This window comes from Klebsiella sp. GG_Kp173 (assembly GCF_040062415.1).
In the GTDB taxonomy this organism is placed as follows: Bacteria; Pseudomonadota; Gammaproteobacteria; order Enterobacterales; family Enterobacteriaceae; genus Klebsiella; species Klebsiella quasipneumoniae.
On the sequence record NZ_JBEAFZ010000022.1, the window covers coordinates 68,191 to 83,680 of the forward strand.

At 57.1% G+C, this 15,490-nt stretch carries 14 protein-coding genes and 1 tRNA gene; 5 read left to right on the forward strand and 10 right to left on the reverse strand.

What is annotated here, in order from left to right:
- Positions 1-14: 14 nt before the first annotated feature.
- The gene (gene rep / locus ABLU50_RS12580; protein WP_004886858.1) at positions 15-2,039 is read right to left on the reverse strand and encodes a DNA helicase Rep; all 2,025 of its coding nucleotides are present in this window, start codon (positions 2,037-2,039) and stop codon (positions 15-17) included.
- Between the two features lie 112 nt (positions 2,040-2,151).
- Between rep and ppiC (ABLU50_RS12585) the strand changes: the two genes are divergently transcribed.
- Both ppiC (ABLU50_RS12585) and ppiC (ABLU50_RS12590) read left to right on the forward strand, forming a co-directional pair.
- Complete coding sequence (gene ppiC, locus ABLU50_RS12585; RefSeq protein WP_004886860.1) at positions 2,152-2,433, forward strand: peptidylprolyl isomerase PpiC; 282 nt, start codon at positions 2,152-2,154, stop codon at positions 2,431-2,433.
- 50 nt (positions 2,434-2,483) lie between these two features.
- Complete coding sequence (gene ppiC / locus ABLU50_RS12590; RefSeq protein WP_004886861.1) at positions 2,484-2,765, forward strand: peptidylprolyl isomerase PpiC; 282 nt, start codon at positions 2,484-2,486, stop codon at positions 2,763-2,765.
- Between the two features lie 202 nt (positions 2,766-2,967).
- On the opposite strand, the gene ilvC is transcribed toward ppiC (ABLU50_RS12590), so the two are convergent.
- The gene (gene ilvC / locus ABLU50_RS12595; protein WP_002883178.1) at positions 2,968-4,443 is read right to left on the reverse strand and encodes a ketol-acid reductoisomerase; all 1,476 of its coding nucleotides are present in this window, start codon (positions 4,441-4,443) and stop codon (positions 2,968-2,970) included.
- 152 nt (positions 4,444-4,595) lie between these two features.
- Between ilvC and ilvY the strand changes: the two genes are divergently transcribed.
- Positions 4,596-5,486: an HTH-type transcriptional activator IlvY gene (gene ilvY, locus ABLU50_RS12600; RefSeq protein ID WP_002883176.1), complete on the forward strand. Its 891-nt coding sequence runs from the start codon at positions 4,596-4,598 to the stop codon at positions 5,484-5,486.
- Here the strand turns inward: ilvY and ilvA are convergent.
- The 6 genes from ilvA to ilvL all read right to left on the reverse strand — a co-directional run bounded on the left by ilvA (position 5,483) and on the right by ilvL (position 12,026).
- Positions 5,483-7,027: a threonine ammonia-lyase, biosynthetic gene (gene ilvA, locus ABLU50_RS12605; protein WP_017899412.1), complete on the reverse strand. Its 1,545-nt coding sequence runs from the start codon at positions 7,025-7,027 to the stop codon at positions 5,483-5,485. The genes ilvY and ilvA overlap by 4 nt on opposite strands.
- Positions 7,028-7,029: 2 nt before the next feature.
- Complete coding sequence (ilvD, locus tag ABLU50_RS12610; RefSeq protein ID WP_002883173.1) at positions 7,030-8,880, reverse strand: dihydroxy-acid dehydratase; 1,851 nt, start codon at positions 8,878-8,880, stop codon at positions 7,030-7,032.
- Positions 8,881-8,940: 60 nt separating this feature from the next.
- Entirely contained in the window at positions 8,941-9,870 is a 930-nt protein-coding gene (gene ilvE, locus ABLU50_RS12615; protein WP_002883171.1) for a branched-chain-amino-acid transaminase, read from the reverse strand.
- A 16-nt stretch (positions 9,871-9,886) separates the two neighbouring features.
- Positions 9,887-10,144, reverse strand: coding sequence for an acetolactate synthase 2 small subunit (gene ilvM / locus ABLU50_RS12620; RefSeq protein ID WP_004886870.1), 258 nt, complete (start codon positions 10,142-10,144; stop codon positions 9,887-9,889).
- Positions 10,141-11,787, reverse strand: a complete 1,647-nt coding sequence (gene ilvG, locus ABLU50_RS12625) for an acetolactate synthase 2 catalytic subunit (RefSeq protein ID WP_087832698.1) — start codon at positions 11,785-11,787, stop codon at positions 10,141-10,143. Before ilvG ends, ilvM begins: the two co-directional genes overlap by 4 nt.
- Positions 11,788-11,927: 140 nt before the next feature.
- On the reverse strand, positions 11,928-12,026 hold the full coding sequence (gene ilvL, locus ABLU50_RS12630) for an ilv operon leader peptide (protein ID WP_001311244.1): 99 nt from the start codon (positions 12,024-12,026) through the stop codon (positions 11,928-11,930).
- 354 nt (positions 12,027-12,380) lie between these two features.
- Between ilvL and ABLU50_RS12635 the strand changes: the two genes are divergently transcribed.
- Positions 12,381-13,901 (forward strand): YifB family Mg chelatase-like AAA ATPase, encoded by a 1,521-nt coding sequence (locus ABLU50_RS12635; protein ID WP_087832697.1) that lies wholly within the window; start codon positions 12,381-12,383, stop codon positions 13,899-13,901.
- A 24-nt stretch (positions 13,902-13,925) separates the two neighbouring features.
- Here the strand turns inward: ABLU50_RS12635 and ABLU50_RS12640 are convergent, their stop codons facing one another.
- A complete protein-coding gene (locus tag ABLU50_RS12640; protein WP_004886877.1) occupies positions 13,926-14,264 on the reverse strand; it encodes a DUF413 domain-containing protein in 339 nt (112 codons plus the stop codon).
- A 118-nt stretch (positions 14,265-14,382) separates the two neighbouring features.
- Between ABLU50_RS12640 and hdfR the strand changes: the two genes are divergently transcribed.
- Entirely contained in the window at positions 14,383-15,204 is an 822-nt protein-coding gene (gene hdfR / locus ABLU50_RS12645) for an HTH-type transcriptional regulator HdfR (protein ID WP_087832696.1), read from the forward strand.
- A gap of 108 nt (positions 15,205-15,312) precedes the next feature.
- On the opposite strand, the gene ABLU50_RS12650 is transcribed toward hdfR, so the two are convergent.
- A tRNA-Trp gene (locus ABLU50_RS12650) sits at positions 15,313-15,388 on the reverse strand.
- Positions 15,389-15,490: the final 102 nt, after the last annotated feature.

The following is a 15,490-nucleotide window of genomic DNA, read 5'->3' on the forward strand; positions in this document are numbered from 1 at the left end:
CGGCCAGCTTATCGCTATCCTTTCTCTTTAGCTTTTGCCAGCATGGCGCGAATGTTCGCCACGTTAGCCTGTCCTTTATGCATTCGCTCTTCAGCGGTAATCACTTTGCGCGCCTGCTCCCAAATCAGATCGTCCTGGGGTAGCTCCAGCAGAAAACGGCTCGGTTCCGGGCGCACCACCTCACCATACTGCCGGCGCTCCTTACAGAGCGTAAAGGTCAGCTCTTTCTGCGCGCGGGTGATGCCCACGTAGGCTAACCGGCGCTCTTCATCGACATTATCTTCATCAATGCTGCTCTGGTGCGGGAGCAATCCCTCTTCCATTCCCACCAGGTAAACATACGGGAACTCCAGCCCTTTTGAGGCATGAAGGGTCATCAGCTGCACCTGATCCAGCTCTTCATCCGATTCACCGCGCTCCATCATGTCGCGCAGCGTAAAGCGGGTGACCACCTGCGTCAGGGTCATTGGCTCATCGATTTCGCTGCCTTCCAGCATCTCGGTCATCCAGGTGAACAGCTGGTTGACGTTTTTCATGCGCATTTCTGCGGCCTTCGGGCTGGGCGAGGTTTCATACAGCCAGGATTCGTAGTCAATTCCGCGGATTAAGTCGCGCACGGCGTTGACCGGCTCGCGTTCGGCCAGCTGCTGGATCTCACGCAGCCAGTGGGTGAAGCGGGTGAGTGATTCATACCCGCGCCCGGTCAGCGTCTGGCTGAGACCCATATCAAAGCTGGCGGTGAACAATCCTTTGTTGCGGCCCATCGCCCACTCACCGAGCTTTTGCAGCGTCGCCGGGCCGATCTCGCGCTTCGGTGTATTCACGATACGCAGGAAGGCGCTGTCGTCGTCCGGGTTGGTCAGCACGCGCAGATAGGCCAGCAGATCTTTAATTTCCGGGCGCGAGAAGAACGACGTGCCGCCGGAGATTTTGTACGGGATGCGGTTCTGCATCAGCATCTTTTCAAAGACCCGCGACTGGTGATTGCCGCGATAAAGGATCGCGTAGTCTTTGTAATTGGTTTTATTAATGAAGTGGTGGGCGATCAGCTCCCCGGCCACGCGCTCCGCTTCATGATCTTCATTGTTGGCGGAGAGCACTTTCAGCTCAGCGCCATATCCCAGCTCAGAGAACAGCCGCTTTTCAAAAACGTGCGGGTTATTGGCGATCAGAATGTTAGCGGCTTTCAGAATACGCCCGGAGGAGCGATAGTTCTGCTCAAGCTTGATAACCTGCAGCGCCGGGAAGTCCTGGCTGAGCAGCACCAGGTTCTGCGGCCGCGCGCCGCGCCACGAGTAGATCGACTGGTCATCGTCGCCTACCACGGTAAAACGCGCCCGCTGGCCCACCAGCAGCTTCACCAGCTCATACTGGCTGGTGTTGGTATCCTGATACTCATCCACCAGCAGGTAGCGGATCTTATTCTGCCAGCGTTCGCGCACCTCCTCGTTGCGCTGCAGCAGCAGCGTCGGCAGCAGGATCAGATCGTCAAAATCGAGGACATTGCAGGCCTTCATATGCGCATCGTACAGCCCATAGCAGTGGGCGAAGATGCGATCCCGTTCGCCTTTCGCACCCGCGGCGGCCTGCGCCGGGGTTTTCAGATCGTTTTTCCAGTTGGAGATCGTCGAGATCAACTGCTGGAGCACCACTTTGTCATCTTCGATCAACCCTTCGGTCAGCTCTTTGAGCAGCGCCACCTGGTCAGTATCGTCGAATAAGGAGAAGTTAGACTTCATGCCCAGCGCGGCGTATTCCCGCTTGATGATATCCAGCCCCAGAGTGTGGAAGGTGGAGATCATCAGCCCACGCGCCTCTTTGCGCCCCAGCGTTTGCCCAACGCGCTCTTTCATCTCGCGCGCGGCTTTGTTGGTAAAGGTCACGGCCGCGATATGGCGCGCCTGATAGCCGCAGCCGCGGATCAGGTGGGCGATTTTATTGGTGATCACGCGGGTCTTACCGGAGCCGGCGCCCGCCAGCACCAGGCACGGTCCGGTTACAAATTCGACGGCTTGTTGTTGGCCAGGGTTTAAACGCATGGGAGTCTTGCTCAATCTTCGAACGGGGTGGGGATTGTAGCAGAAAGCGGGGCCGAGATTTACCGACTGATGGTAAAGTGAAGAAATCGCGATTAACCCGTAGAGCAGAACCATGAAAAAGACCGCAGCAGCCCTGCATATCCTGGTCAAAGAAGAGAAACTGGCCCAGGAGATCCTTGCCAAACTGGAACGCGGCATCAGCTTCGATCATCTGGCGAAGCGCTATTCGAAATGCCCGTCCGGGCGTAACGGCGGCGATCTGGGGGAGTTTCAGCAAGGCGCGATGGTCGGCCCATTCGATCAGGCGGTCTTTAGCTGCCCACTTCTCAAGCCCTACGGTCCGGTAAAAACCAAATTTGGCTACCATATCATTAAGGTGCTTTATCGCCGCTGACGCGTGGTATATTGCGCCCCGATTTATCTCAACCTATTCAAGGCACGATCATGGCAAAAACAGCAGCAGCACTGCATATTCTTGTTAAAGAAGAGAAACTGGCTCTGGATCTTCTGGAGCAGATTAAAAACGGCGCCGACTTCGGTAAGCTGGCGAAGAAGCACTCCATTTGCCCATCAGGCAAACGCGGCGGTGATTTAGGTGAGTTCCGCCAGGGCCAGATGGTGCCGGCGTTCGATAAAGTGGTTTTCTCCTGCCCGGTGCTGGAGCCAACCGGCCCGCTGCATACCCAGTTCGGCTACCACATCATCAAAGTGCTGTACCGGAAATAATAAAAAACCCGGGGATCTTAATCTCCGGGTTTTTGCCTGATGGCGCTTCGCTTATCAGGCCTATTAAACAAATCCATTCCTCTATGGATTTCGGCTTGCCGGAAGGCGGCAAGGAGGTACATCCCCACGAACATAGATTACTATGTGACTGGGGTGTACGTACCGTAGCCAACGCATCGGCAAGTCGAAAGACGACGCGGAATTAGCCGGCTACCGCGATACGCTTCATATCGGTCATATAACCGCGCAGTTTCTTACCAACCTGCTCAATAGCGTGGCTGCGAATGGCTTCGTTAACATCACGCAGCTGAGCGTTGTCTACCGCGCCTTCGGCAATCGCCGTACCCAGGTCGCCAGTCTGCAGGGTGGTCATGAACTCTTTCAGCAGCGGTACGCAAGCGTAAGAGAACAGGTAGTTACCATATTCAGCGGTATCAGAGATAACCACGTTCATCTCGTACAGACGCTTACGGGCGATGGTATTGGCGATCAGCGGCAGCTCGTGCAGTGATTCGTAGTAAGCGGACTCTTCGATGATGCCGGAGGCCACCATGGTTTCGAAGGCCAGCTCAACGCCCGCTTTCACCATCGCGATCATCAGAACGCCTTTATCGAAGTACTCCTGCTCGCCGATTTTACCTTCATACTGCGGCGCGGTTTCGAACGCGGTTTTACCAGTCTCTTCACGCCAGGTCAGCAGTTTCTTATCGTCGTTCGCCCAGTCCGCCATCATACCGGAGGAGAATTCGCCGGAAATGATGTCGTCCATGTGTTTCTGGAACAGCGGCGCCATAATCTCTTTCAGCTGCTCGGAGAGCGCATAAGCGCGCAGTTTCGCCGGGTTAGAGAGGCGATCCATCATCAGGGTAATGCCGCCCTGCTTCAGCGCTTCGGTGATGGTTTCCCAGCCGAACTGAATCAGTTTTTCTGCATACGCCGGATCGGTACCTTCCGCCACCAGCTTGTCGAAGCACAGCAGAGAACCCGCCTGCAGCATGCCGCAGAGGATGGTCTGCTCGCCCATCAGGTCAGATTTCACTTCGGCAACGAAGGAAGATTCCAGCACGCCCGCACGATGGCCGCCGGTCGCCGCCGCCCATGCTTTCGCAATGGCCATGCCTTCGCCTTTCGGGTCGTTTTCCGGATGTACCGCGATAAGCGTCGGTACGCCGAAACCGCGTTTGTACTCTTCACGCACTTCGGTACCCGGGCACTTCGGCGCCACCATCACCACGGTGATGTCTTTACGGATCTGCTCGCCCACTTCCACGATGTTGAAACCGTGGGAGTAGCCCAGCGCCGCGCCGTCTTTCATCAGCGGCTGTACGGAGCGCACAACGTCAGAGTGCTGTTTGTCCGGAGTCAGGTTAACCACCAGGTCCGCCTGCGGGATCAGCTCTTCATAAGTGCCGACTTTGAAGCCGTTTTCGGTCGCTTTACGCCAGGAGGCGCGCTTCTCGGCGATCGCTTCTTTGCGCAGCGCATAGGAGATATCCAGGCCGGAGTCACGCATGTTCAGACCCTGGTTCAGGCCCTGCGCGCCGCAGCCGACGATGACCACTTTTTTACCCTGAAGGTAGCTTGCGCCATCGGCGAATTCGTCGCGCGCCATAAAGCGGCATTTGCCCAGCTGTGCCAGCTGCTGGCGCAGGTTCAGTGTATTAAAGTAGTTAGCCATGTCTGTAACTCCGTGATGTTGTGTCGTGCTTATTGTTCGGTTCGCTTTTGCGAGAATGAACTTACTATATGACAGGAATTTTATTGCGGAAATTGATATATTCACAACGTCACGTTGCATTTTATGAAATACAAAACCGGGGAGAACGCGCCGTGGATTTACGCGATCTGAAAACCTTTCTGCATCTGGCGGAAAGCCGCCATTTTGGCCGCAGCGCGCGGGCCATGCACGTCAGCCCATCGACGCTTTCGCGCCAGATCCAGCGTCTGGAAGAGGACCTCGGCCAGCCGCTGTTCGTGCGAGATAATCGCACGGTGACCCTTACCGAAGCCGGGGAAGAGTTACGTACCTTTGCCCAACAGACTTTACTGCAGTATCAGCAGCTTCGTCACGTCATCGATCAGCAGGGCCCTTCGCTCTCCGGCGAGCTGCACATCTTCTGCTCCGTCACCGCCGCCTATAGCCATCTGCCGCCGATCCTCGACCGCTTTCGCGCCGCGCACCCCTCGGTGGAGATCAAGCTGTCGACAGGCGACGCCGCCGACGCCATGGAGAAAGTGGTCACCGGCGAAGCCGACCTGGCGATTGCCGGTAAGCCGGAGACTCTGCCAGGGTCGGTGGCGTTTTCGATGCTGGAGAACCTCGCCGTGGTGTTAATTGCCCCGGCCCTTCCCTGCCCGGTGCGCAACCAGGTGACCGTCGAGCGCCCCGACTGGTCGACAGTGCCCTTTATCATGGCCGACCAGGGGCCGGTACGTCGGCGCATCGAGTTGTGGTTTCGGCGGCATAAAATCAGCAATCCGTCGATCTACGCCACCGTCGGCGGGCACGAAGCGATGGTGTCGATGGTCGCCCTGGGATGCGGCGTGGCGCTGCTGCCGGAGGTGGTGCTGGAGAACAGTCCAGAGCCGGTACGCAACAGGGTGATGATCCTGGAGCGCAGCGATGAGCAAACCCCGTTTGAGCTCGGCGTTTGCGCACAAAAAAAGCGGCTGCATGAGCCGCTTATTGATGCTTTCTGGAAAATTCTGCCGAACCACTAGCCCGCGAGGAAAAAGCGGAATGCCGGGTTATGGGTCTCATCATGACACTCATAGCCCAGTTCATTAAGACGGGTTTCAAAATCCGGCTCGTGCTCGCCCAGCTCGAAGGCCGCCAAAACCCGACCATAGTCGGTGCCGTGGCTACGGTAGTGGAATAGCGAAATATTCCAGTGGGTGCCGAGGGTGTGCAGGAACTTCAGCAGCGCCCCCGGCGATTCCGGAAACTCGAAGCTGAACAGCCGCTCCTGCAGCGCTTTGGACGGTCGGCCGCCGACCATATAGCGCACATGGAGCTTGGCCATTTCGTCATCGGAAAGGTCAACGACGCTGTAGCCGCCATCGTTCAGTAACTGGAGGATCTCTTTCCGCTCCTCCAGCCCACGACTCAGACGTACCCCCACAAAGATGCAGGCGTCTTTGGCATCGGCAAAGCGGTAGTTGAACTCCGTCACCGAGCGGCCCCCCAGTAGCTGGCAAAACTTCAGAAAGCTGCCCTTCTCTTCCGGGATCGTCACCGCCAGCAGCGCTTCGCGCTGTTCCCCGAGCTCGCAGCGCTCAGACACGTAGCGCAGACCGTGGAAGTTGACGTTGGCCCCGGACAGGATGTGAGCCAGTCGCTCGCCGCGAATATTGTGCTGAGCGACATATTTCTTCATCCCCGCCAGCGCCAGCGCGCCGGAAGGCTCTGCCACCGCCCGCACATCTTCGAACAGATCCTTCATCGCCGCGCAAATAGCGTCGCTGTCGACGGTGATGATGTCGTCCAGATACTCCTGGCACAGACGGAAGGTTTCATCGCCGATGCGCTTGACCGCCACGCCTTCGGCAAACAAGCCGACGCGCGGCAGGTCCACCGGATGACCGGCGTCCAGCGCCGCCTTCAGGCAGGCCGAATCTTCCGCTTCCACCGCGATCACTTTGATCTGCGGCATCAGCTGCTTGATCAGCACCGCCACGCCTGCCGCCAGGCCGCCGCCGCCCACCGGGACGAACACGCGGTCGATGTGGGCATCCTGCTGCAGCAGCTCCAGCGCCAGGGTTCCCTGACCGGCGATGACCATCGGGTGATCGAACGGCGGCACCCAGGTAAAGCCCTGCTGCTGCGCCAGCTCAATCGCCCTCGCCTTCGCTTCGTCAAAGTTGGCGCCATGCAGCAGCACTTCGCCGCCAAAGCCGCGAACGGCATCCACTTTGATGTCGGCGGTCGCTACCGGCATCACGATCAGCGCCTTAACGCCCAGCCGCGATGCGGAGAACGCCACGCCCTGGGCATGATTGCCCGCCGAGGCGGTGATCACCCCGTGGGATTTCTGTTCCGCAGTCAGGCTGGACATCATCGCGTAGGCGCCGCGCAGCTTAAAGCTGTGTACCGGTTGGCGATCTTCGCGCTTCACCAGAATAACGTTATCCAGGCGAGAAGAGAGTTTGTCCATTTTTTGCAGCGGCGTTTTCTGCACCGCTTCATAAACCGGCGCGCGCAGCACTGCTCTCAGGTATTCGGCGCCCTCAGGGGCGCCGGACAGGGGTTGTGAATCCGCCATGATTAGCCACCCAGTTTCGATTTATCGCGAACCGCGCCTTTGTCGGCGCTGGTCGCCAGGCTGGCGTAGGCGCGAAGGGCAAAGGAGACTTGACGCTGGCGATTCTTCGGCGTCCACGCCTGGTCGCCACGCGCTTCCTGGGCTTCACGACGCGCCGCAATTTCCGCATCGCTCAGCTGCAGCTGGATGCTGCGGTTCGGAATATCAATCGCGATCATGTCGCCATCTTCAATGAGCGCAATGTTGCCGCCGCTCGCCGCTTCCGGTGAGACGTGACCGATAGAAAGCCCTGAGGTGCCGCCGGAGAAACGGCCATCAGTGATCAGCGCGCAGGCTTTGCCCAGCCCCATCGACTTCAGGAAGCTGGTGGGGTAAAGCATCTCCTGCATCCCCGGCCCGCCTTTCGGCCCTTCGTAGCGTATCACCACGACGTCGCCTTCAACGACTTTACCGCCGAGGATGGCCTCAACCGCATCGTCCTGGCTCTCATACACTTTCGCCGGACCGGTAAATTTCAGGATGCTGTCGTCCACGCCGGCGGTTTTCACGATACAACCGTTTTCCGCGAAATTGCCGTACAGCACCGCCAGGCCGCCGTCCTTGCTGTAAGCGTGTTCCAGAGAACGGATACAGCCTTCGGCGCGATCGTCATCCAGCGTATCCCAGCGGCAGTCTTGCGAGAACGCCTGAGTGGTACGAATGCCCGCCGGGCCGGCGCGGAACATTTTTTTCACCGCGTCGTCCTGGGTCACCATCACATCGTACTGTTCCAGGGTCTGCGGCAGCGTCAGGCCGAGAACGTTTTTGACCTCGCGATTCAACAGCCCGGCGCGGTCCAGCTCGCCCAGAATGCCCAGCACGCCGCCGGCGCGATGCACATCTTCCATATGGTATTTCTGCGTGCTCGGCGCCACCTTACACAGCTGCGGCACTTTGCGGGAGAGCTTATCGATATCGCTCATGGTGAAGTCGATTTCAGCTTCCTGCGCCGCCGCCAGCAGGTGCAGAACGGTGTTGGTGGAACCGCCCATGGCGATATCCAGCGTCATGGCGTTCTCAAAGGCCGCCTTGCTGGCGATATTGCGCGGCAGCGCGGAAGCGTCATCCTGCTCGTAATAGCGTTTGGTCAGCTCAACGATACGTTTCCCGGCGTTAAGGAACAGCTCCTTACGATCGGCGTGGGTCGCCAGCAGAGAGCCGTTACCCGGCTGCGATAGGCCCAGCGCTTCGGTCAGGCAGTTCATGGAGTTGGCGGTGAACATCCCGGAACAGGAGCCGCAGGTCGGACAGGCGGAGCGTTCCACCTGATTACTCTGCTCGTCGGACACTTTCGGATCCGCCCCCTGGATCATCGCATCCACCAGGTCGAGCTTGATGATTTTATCTGACAGCTTGGTTTTCCCGGCTTCCATCGGGCCGCCGGACACAAAGATCACCGGAATGTTCAGGCGCAGGGAAGCCATCAGCATCCCCGGGGTGATTTTGTCGCAGTTGGAGATACAGACCATCGCATCCGCACAATGGGCGTTAACCATGTACTCCACCGAGTCGGCGATCAGCTCGCGGGATGGCAGTGAATAGAGCATACCCCCGTGGCCCATGGCGATCCCATCATCCACTGCGATGGTGTTGAATTCTTTGGCCACGCCACCGGCGGCTTCAATCTGCTCGGCAACCAGTTTGCCGAGGTCGCGCAGGTGCACGTGCCCAGGAACAAACTGGGTAAAGGAGTTAACGACGGCGATAATCGGTTTGCCGAAATCGGCATCGGTCATCCCGGTTGCGCGCCACAACGCGCGGGCGCCCGCCATATTGCGGCCATGTGTGGTGGTGGCGGAACGGTACTTAGGCATGCTCTTTTTACTCCCATCTGTGTTTATTAAATGGGACGGTGCGTGCCGTCCCATTTTTAATTACTTACTTACCGGATCCAACCAGCCCCATTTATCTTCTGTTTCACCGGTGAAGAGGCCAAAGAAGGCTTCCTGAATGCGTTTGGTGACCGGACCGCGACGGCCTGCGCCGACCTGGATGCCATCCACGCTGCGTACCGGGGTGATTTCCGCCGCGGTGCCGGACATGAAGACTTCATCCGCCAGGTACAGGGATTCACGGGACAATACCTGCTCGCGGACTTCAATACCGAGATCTTTCGCCAGCTTGATGATGGCGTCGCGGGTAATGCCCGGCAGCGCGGAAGAGGTAAACGGCGGGGTGAACAGCACGCCGTCCTTCACTTCAAACAGGTTTTCCCCTGCGCCTTCGGAGATATAGCCGTTAACGTCGAGGGCAATACCTTCCTGATAGCCATGGCGACGCGCTTCGCTGCCAACCAGCAGCGAGGAGAGATAGTTGCCGCCGGCTTTCGCCGCCGTCGGGATGGTGTTCGGCGCCGCGCGGTTCCAGGAAGAGACCATGGCATCGATCCCCTGCTCCAGCGCTTCTGCGCCGAGGTAGGCTCCCCACGGGAACGCCGCGATGATCACGTCAGTGTTGTAACCCGGAGGCGGGTTTACCCCCATGCCGACATCGCCAACAAACACCAGCGGGCGGATATAAGCGCTGGTCAGATTATTAGTGCGAATGACTTCGCGGCAGGCTTCCATCAGTTCGTCGACGCTCTGGGAGACCGGGAAACGATAAATTTTGGCTGAGTCATGCAGACGCTGCATATGTTCGCGATGACGGAACACCACCGGGCCTTTGTGCGAGTCGTAGCAACGGATGCCTTCGAATACCGAGGTGCCATAGTGTAGCGCATGGGACATCACATGAACTTTCGCTTCGCCCCACGGAACCATCTCGCCATTGAACCAGATGTAATCAGCTTTTTTCGTCGTCATTTTTCTTCCTTTGCGCTCAGGCGCGGATTTGTTGTGATGTGGGTTGCTGGATCTCGACGCAGGCAACGTCGACCAGTTTACTTAATTGACTAAACAGTAATTCGACGGGCCGCGGGCTGGCAACGGTCAATTCGATATTTATGTTCTGTGCGTCCGCTGCGGTTTCCATGTTCATTGCGCAGATTTGAAAACCACGGTGACGGACAACGCGCAGCACGCGCTCTAAGGTTTCCGGGTTGAAACGTGCCTGTAAAGCGACCTGATGTTGCATCATGATAATTTCTCCAGCATTTCAGAGTTACTGGCGCCGGGCGGCACCAACGGCCAGACATTCTCAAGTTCGTCGATTGAGACATGAAGCAGGTATGGCCCCTGGCTCGAAAGCATGGTGTCGAGTGCCGCTTCAACCTGGTCTTTACGGGTGATGTGTTGGCCAGGAATACCGAAGGCGCTGGCCAGCGTGAGGAAATCAGGGTTATCAGTCAGAGTGGTTTCGCTATAACGTTCCTGGAAAAACAGCTGCTGCCATTGTCGAACCATCCCTAACCGCTGGTTGTCGAGTAATACGATCTTCAGCGGTAACTGCTTGCGTTTTACGGTGCCCAGCTCCTGCACATTCATCATGAAGGAGCCGTCACCAGAGATACAGATCACCGTATCGTTAGGGCGCGCCACCTGGGCGCCAACGGCGGCCGGCAGGCCAAAGCCCATGGTGCCTAAGCCGCTGGAGGTGATGAAGTTTTCCGGGCGGGTATAGGTCATATGCTGAGCCGACCACATCTGATGCTGGCCAACGTCGGTTGTCACCACGCTGTCCGCCGGCTTGCGGTCGGAAAGCTGTTTCAGCAGCAGCGGCGCGTAGATTGCCTCACCAGGATGATCGTAACGCCAGGTGTGATCGGCACGCAGTGCGGCACTCCGCTCGCGCCAGCCATCGATCGCTAACGGCTGCTGCAGCGCCGGCAGCAAGCGGTTCAGATCGCCGGTCAGACCAATGTGCGCCTGGCGCAGCTTGTTCAGCTCCGCCGGATCGATGTCCATATGGATCACTTTGGCATGCGGCGCGAAGGTGTTGAGCTTGCCGGTCACGCGATCGTCAAAGCGTGCGCCGACGGCAATCAGCAGATCGCACTCCTGTACCGCCAGATTGGCCGCCTTGGTGCCGTGCATTCCCAGCATGCCGAGATAATACGGGTAATCGGCGTCCACCACGCCCAGCCCTTTCAGGGTGCAGGTCGCCGGCATCCGGGTCACTGCCAGGAATTCGCGCAGCGCCGGTACCGCCTGCGCCATGCCGACCCCGCCGCCAACATACAGCATCGGTTGCTGCGATTGAGCCAGCATCTGCAGAGCCTGAGCCACTTCCGCCTGCGGGAATGCCATCTCATCGGCGACCATAGAGAAATGGGGATCGAGATCGCCCTGCGCCATCTGAATATCCTTAGGGATATCAACCAGCACCGGGCCTGGACGGCCTGAGTTTGCCACCTGGAAAGCTTCAGCAATGACCCGCGGCAGCTCGTCCAGAGACTGCACGAGGAAACTGTGCTTAGTACAGGCCAGTGACAAACCGAGAACGTCTACCTCCTGGAACGCATCCGTGCCGATGAAGGGTGCGGCCACCTGGCCGGTGATAGCGACAATGGGGATGGAGTCAAGCAAAGCGTCCGCCAGGCCGGTGATCAGGTTGGTTGCGCCCGGGCCGGAAGTCGCGATACATACCCCGGTTTTACCGGTTGCTCGCGCATAACCAATGGCCGCCATGGCTGCCCCTTGCTCATGCCGGCACAGCAGGTGCTCCACGCCGCCGTCATACAGTGCATCGTAAACCGGCATAATTGCGCCACCCGGATAGCCAAAAACGGTGTCGACCCCCTGTGTCCGCAAAGCATGTACCACCCACTGCGCGCCATTCATAGTTAGTTCCCCGTCATAAATCGGGAGAAACAGAATTTTATGCTAAAAGTCATCATCTGCTCCTCGCTTAGGTTATTTCAGTTATAAAAAAACCCCCGGACCTTTCGGTGCGGGGGTCTTAGTTCGTTAAGGCTTGATTCTTAAGCCTTTCCTCGTCCAAGTGCAGCCCCGCACGGTGGGATAATAATCACCACCACGCTAATCACGACCAGGCTAATCACTCGTAGAAGGGCTGTCATTTTCTGTACTTTCTGGCTTCTTGTTCGAAGGAATACCTAAAGAGGTACCACAGACATCACATAAAACACAAGATTTTTTTATATCTCTGTTGCTGAGCAGCCTAACAGTTTCAGCAAAAATAATTGTTTTATATGAAAAAATTCAAAGATGAAAAAAACTCAGTTTTCTCTCGCCTGCCGCGCTCTTTTGCACCCTCCTTCCCAACGCCGCTCTGTTTTGCGAGCGAACTTCCAGTTTCGGCTAAATGTAATGATATAGCGCGAAAAGTATGGATTTATGGTCCTAACTTCTGACTATTACCGATCCCGTTCTAACACAGGTCAGCCATAATCCTTCCTGGTCCAGGAGGTTTTATGTCGCTCGCCATCGTCTATACCCGCGCGGCGCTCGGTATCGAAGCGCCATTGATTACTGTCGAGGTTCATCTCAGCAACGGTCTGCCCGGCCTGACTATGGTCGGACTGCCGGAGACCACCGTGAAAGAGGCCCGTGACCGGGTTCGCAGCGCCCTGATCAACAGCGGCTACGCTTTCCCTGCGAAGAAAATAACCATTAACCTGGCGCCAGCGGATCTGCCTAAAGAGGGCGGACGATACGATCTACCTATCGCTCTCGCGCTTCTCGTTGCCTCAGAGCAGCTCAACACGACGCGACTGAATCAATATGAGTTTGTGGGCGAACTCGCCCTCACAGGTGGGTTACGCGGCGTTCCAGGGGCGATCCCCAGCGCAATGGAGGCCATCAAAGCCGGCCGGCGCATCGTCGTCTCCTCTGATAATGCGGCTGAGGTCGGCCTGATCGGCGGCAGCGATTGCCTGGTCGCCGACCATCTGCAGGAGGTGTGCGCTTTTCTCGCGGGGCAGACATCGCTTTCGCCGCCTCTCGCCGAGGCACCCTCTGTTGATGAACGCGGCGAAGATCTGCGCGATGTTATCGGCCAGCAGCAGGGCAAGCGAGCGCTGGAGATTGTGGCCGCCGGGGGTCACAACCTGCTCCTGATCGGCCCACCCGGCACCGGGAAAACCATGCTTGCCAGCCGGCTACCCGGTCTCCTGCCGCCCTTAAGCAATCAGGAAGCCCTGGAGAGCACGGCCATTCAGAGTCTGGTCAATCTGCATACCGCGAAGACCCGGTGGCGTCAGAGGCCGTTTCGCGCACCTCATCATAGCGCCTCGCTGGCAGCAATGGTGGGCGGCGGCTCGATACCGGTCCCCGGTGAGATTTCCCTGGCCCATAATGGCGTGCTGTTTCTTGATGAACTGCCGGAGTTTGAGCGGCGTGTACTGGATGCGCTGCGCGAACCCATTGAGTCAGGCAAGATCCACATATCACGCTCGCGCGCCAAAATTGACTATCCGGCGCGCTTTCAGCTTATCGCGGCGATGAACCCAAGCCCGACAGGGCATTATCAGGGCAAACATAATCGTACATCGCCTGAGCAGACATTACGTTATCTGGGACGTCTGTCAGGCCCCTTCCTTGACCGCTTCGATCTCTCCTTAGAGATCCCGCTGCCGCCGCCAGGGATACTGAGCAAGGGCACGCAGGGCGAAGAGTCTAGCGCAACGGTCCGACAACGGGTGCTGGCGGCGCGCGAACGGCAAATGCTCAGACAAAATAAGCTCAATGCGCATCTTGAGAATCGTGAAATGAAGAGCTGCTGCCACTTACGGCGGGAGGACGCTGTCTGGCTGGAACAGACGCTAACGCAGCTGGGGCTCTCTATACGAGCCTGGCAGCGTCTGTTAAAGGTGTCGAGAACCATTGCCGATCTGGCAGAGGCTGAAGAGATTGAACGCCGTCATTTGCAGGAGGCGCTCAGCTATCGGGCGATAGACCGGATGCTAAACCATCTGCAGAAAATGATGGCGTAAAAAAAGGGCTTACGCCCTTTTTTCTTAGTCATCGCTTTCGGTGTAATCGTCAGCGCCTTCCATCTGCGGTTTGCCGCCGGAAAGAGTATGGAAACGCTTCGGCCGCTTGATGCGCGCCATATACTTAATCCATACGCGTTCTGCTTCCGTTACCGGCTCACGCTCACCACGGCACACCGAGACAAACTGTTTTTCATCATCGGTAACAGGTTCGCGTTTACCCAGTTCCAGTTCGTTAAAGGCATAACCATGACGTTCCAGCAGTTGCGCCTCTTTGATGGTGAAATCACCGTGACGGGAGAACCCGCGTGGATAATTTTTATTGTCGAAAAAACGATTAGTCGTCGTAAAGCTTTCCGCCATCCTACACGCTCCTGATTCTTTGGCCGAGCTATTTATGGCGCGGAGTATTAGTTACGCTTGACAGAGCGTCAAACAAAACATTTAAATCATCACGACAAATAATTTTGTGGAGAACGGTGTGGATACGGAATTGCTCAAGACTTTCCTGGAAGTGAGCAGAACTCGTCACTTTGGGCGAGCAGCAGAGGCGCTTTACCTGACGCAGTCAGCGGTCAGCTTTCGTATTCGTCAGCTGGAAAATCAACTTGGTGTGAACCTGTTCACACGACATCGTAATAACATTCGCCTGACGACCGCCGGAGAAAAGCTCCTGCCCTACGCCGAAACGCTAATGAATACCTGGCAGGCTGCGCGCAAGGAGGTCGCACACTCTTCGCGACATAATGAATTCTCCATCGGGGCCAGCGCCTCGCTGTGGGAATGCATGCTTAACGGCTGGCTCGGCACCCTCTACAGCGCACCTTACAATCTCCAGTTTGAAGCGCGTATCGCGCAGCGGCAGTCGCTGGTTAAACAGCTTCACGAACGCCAGTTGGATCTGCTGATCACCACCGAATCGCCGAAGATGGATGAATTAAGCAGCCAGCTGTTGGGTAATTTTACTCTTGCCCTGTATTGCACATCGCCTGCAAAAAACAGAAATGAATTAAACTACTTGCGCCTTGAATGGGGGCCCGATTTTCAGCAAAACGAAGTGGGTCTGATAGGAAGCGATGATGTTCCGCTGCTCACTACCTCTTCAGCTGAACTGATCTATCAGCAATTATCGCGTCTGCGCGGCTGCTGTTGGCTACCTGTTCGCTGGGCGAAAGAGAAGCATGGGTTACATACGGTCATGGACAGCGCTACGCTGTCCCGCCCACTCTATGCGATCTGGTTACAAAATAGCGATAAGCAGGCGCAGATCCACGAGATCCTGAAAAGCCCTATCCTGGAATAAGCGGTACTCTCCATGGACGGAGAGGAGCAAGGTATTTTGAATAGGGATATTGCAGATGGATAGTAGAGATAAAAAAAATCCTTTGCCTGAGCAAAGGATTCTTATAAATGGCAGGGGCGGAGAGACTCGAACTCCCAACACCCGGTTTTGGAGACCGGTGCTCTACCAATTGAACTACGCCCCTAAAGCTTTCTTACCACTAAGCCTGCTATCTGAGCAGGCTTAATGTTAAATAAGTGGCGGAACGGACGGGACTCGAACCCGCGACCCCCTGCGTGACAGGCAG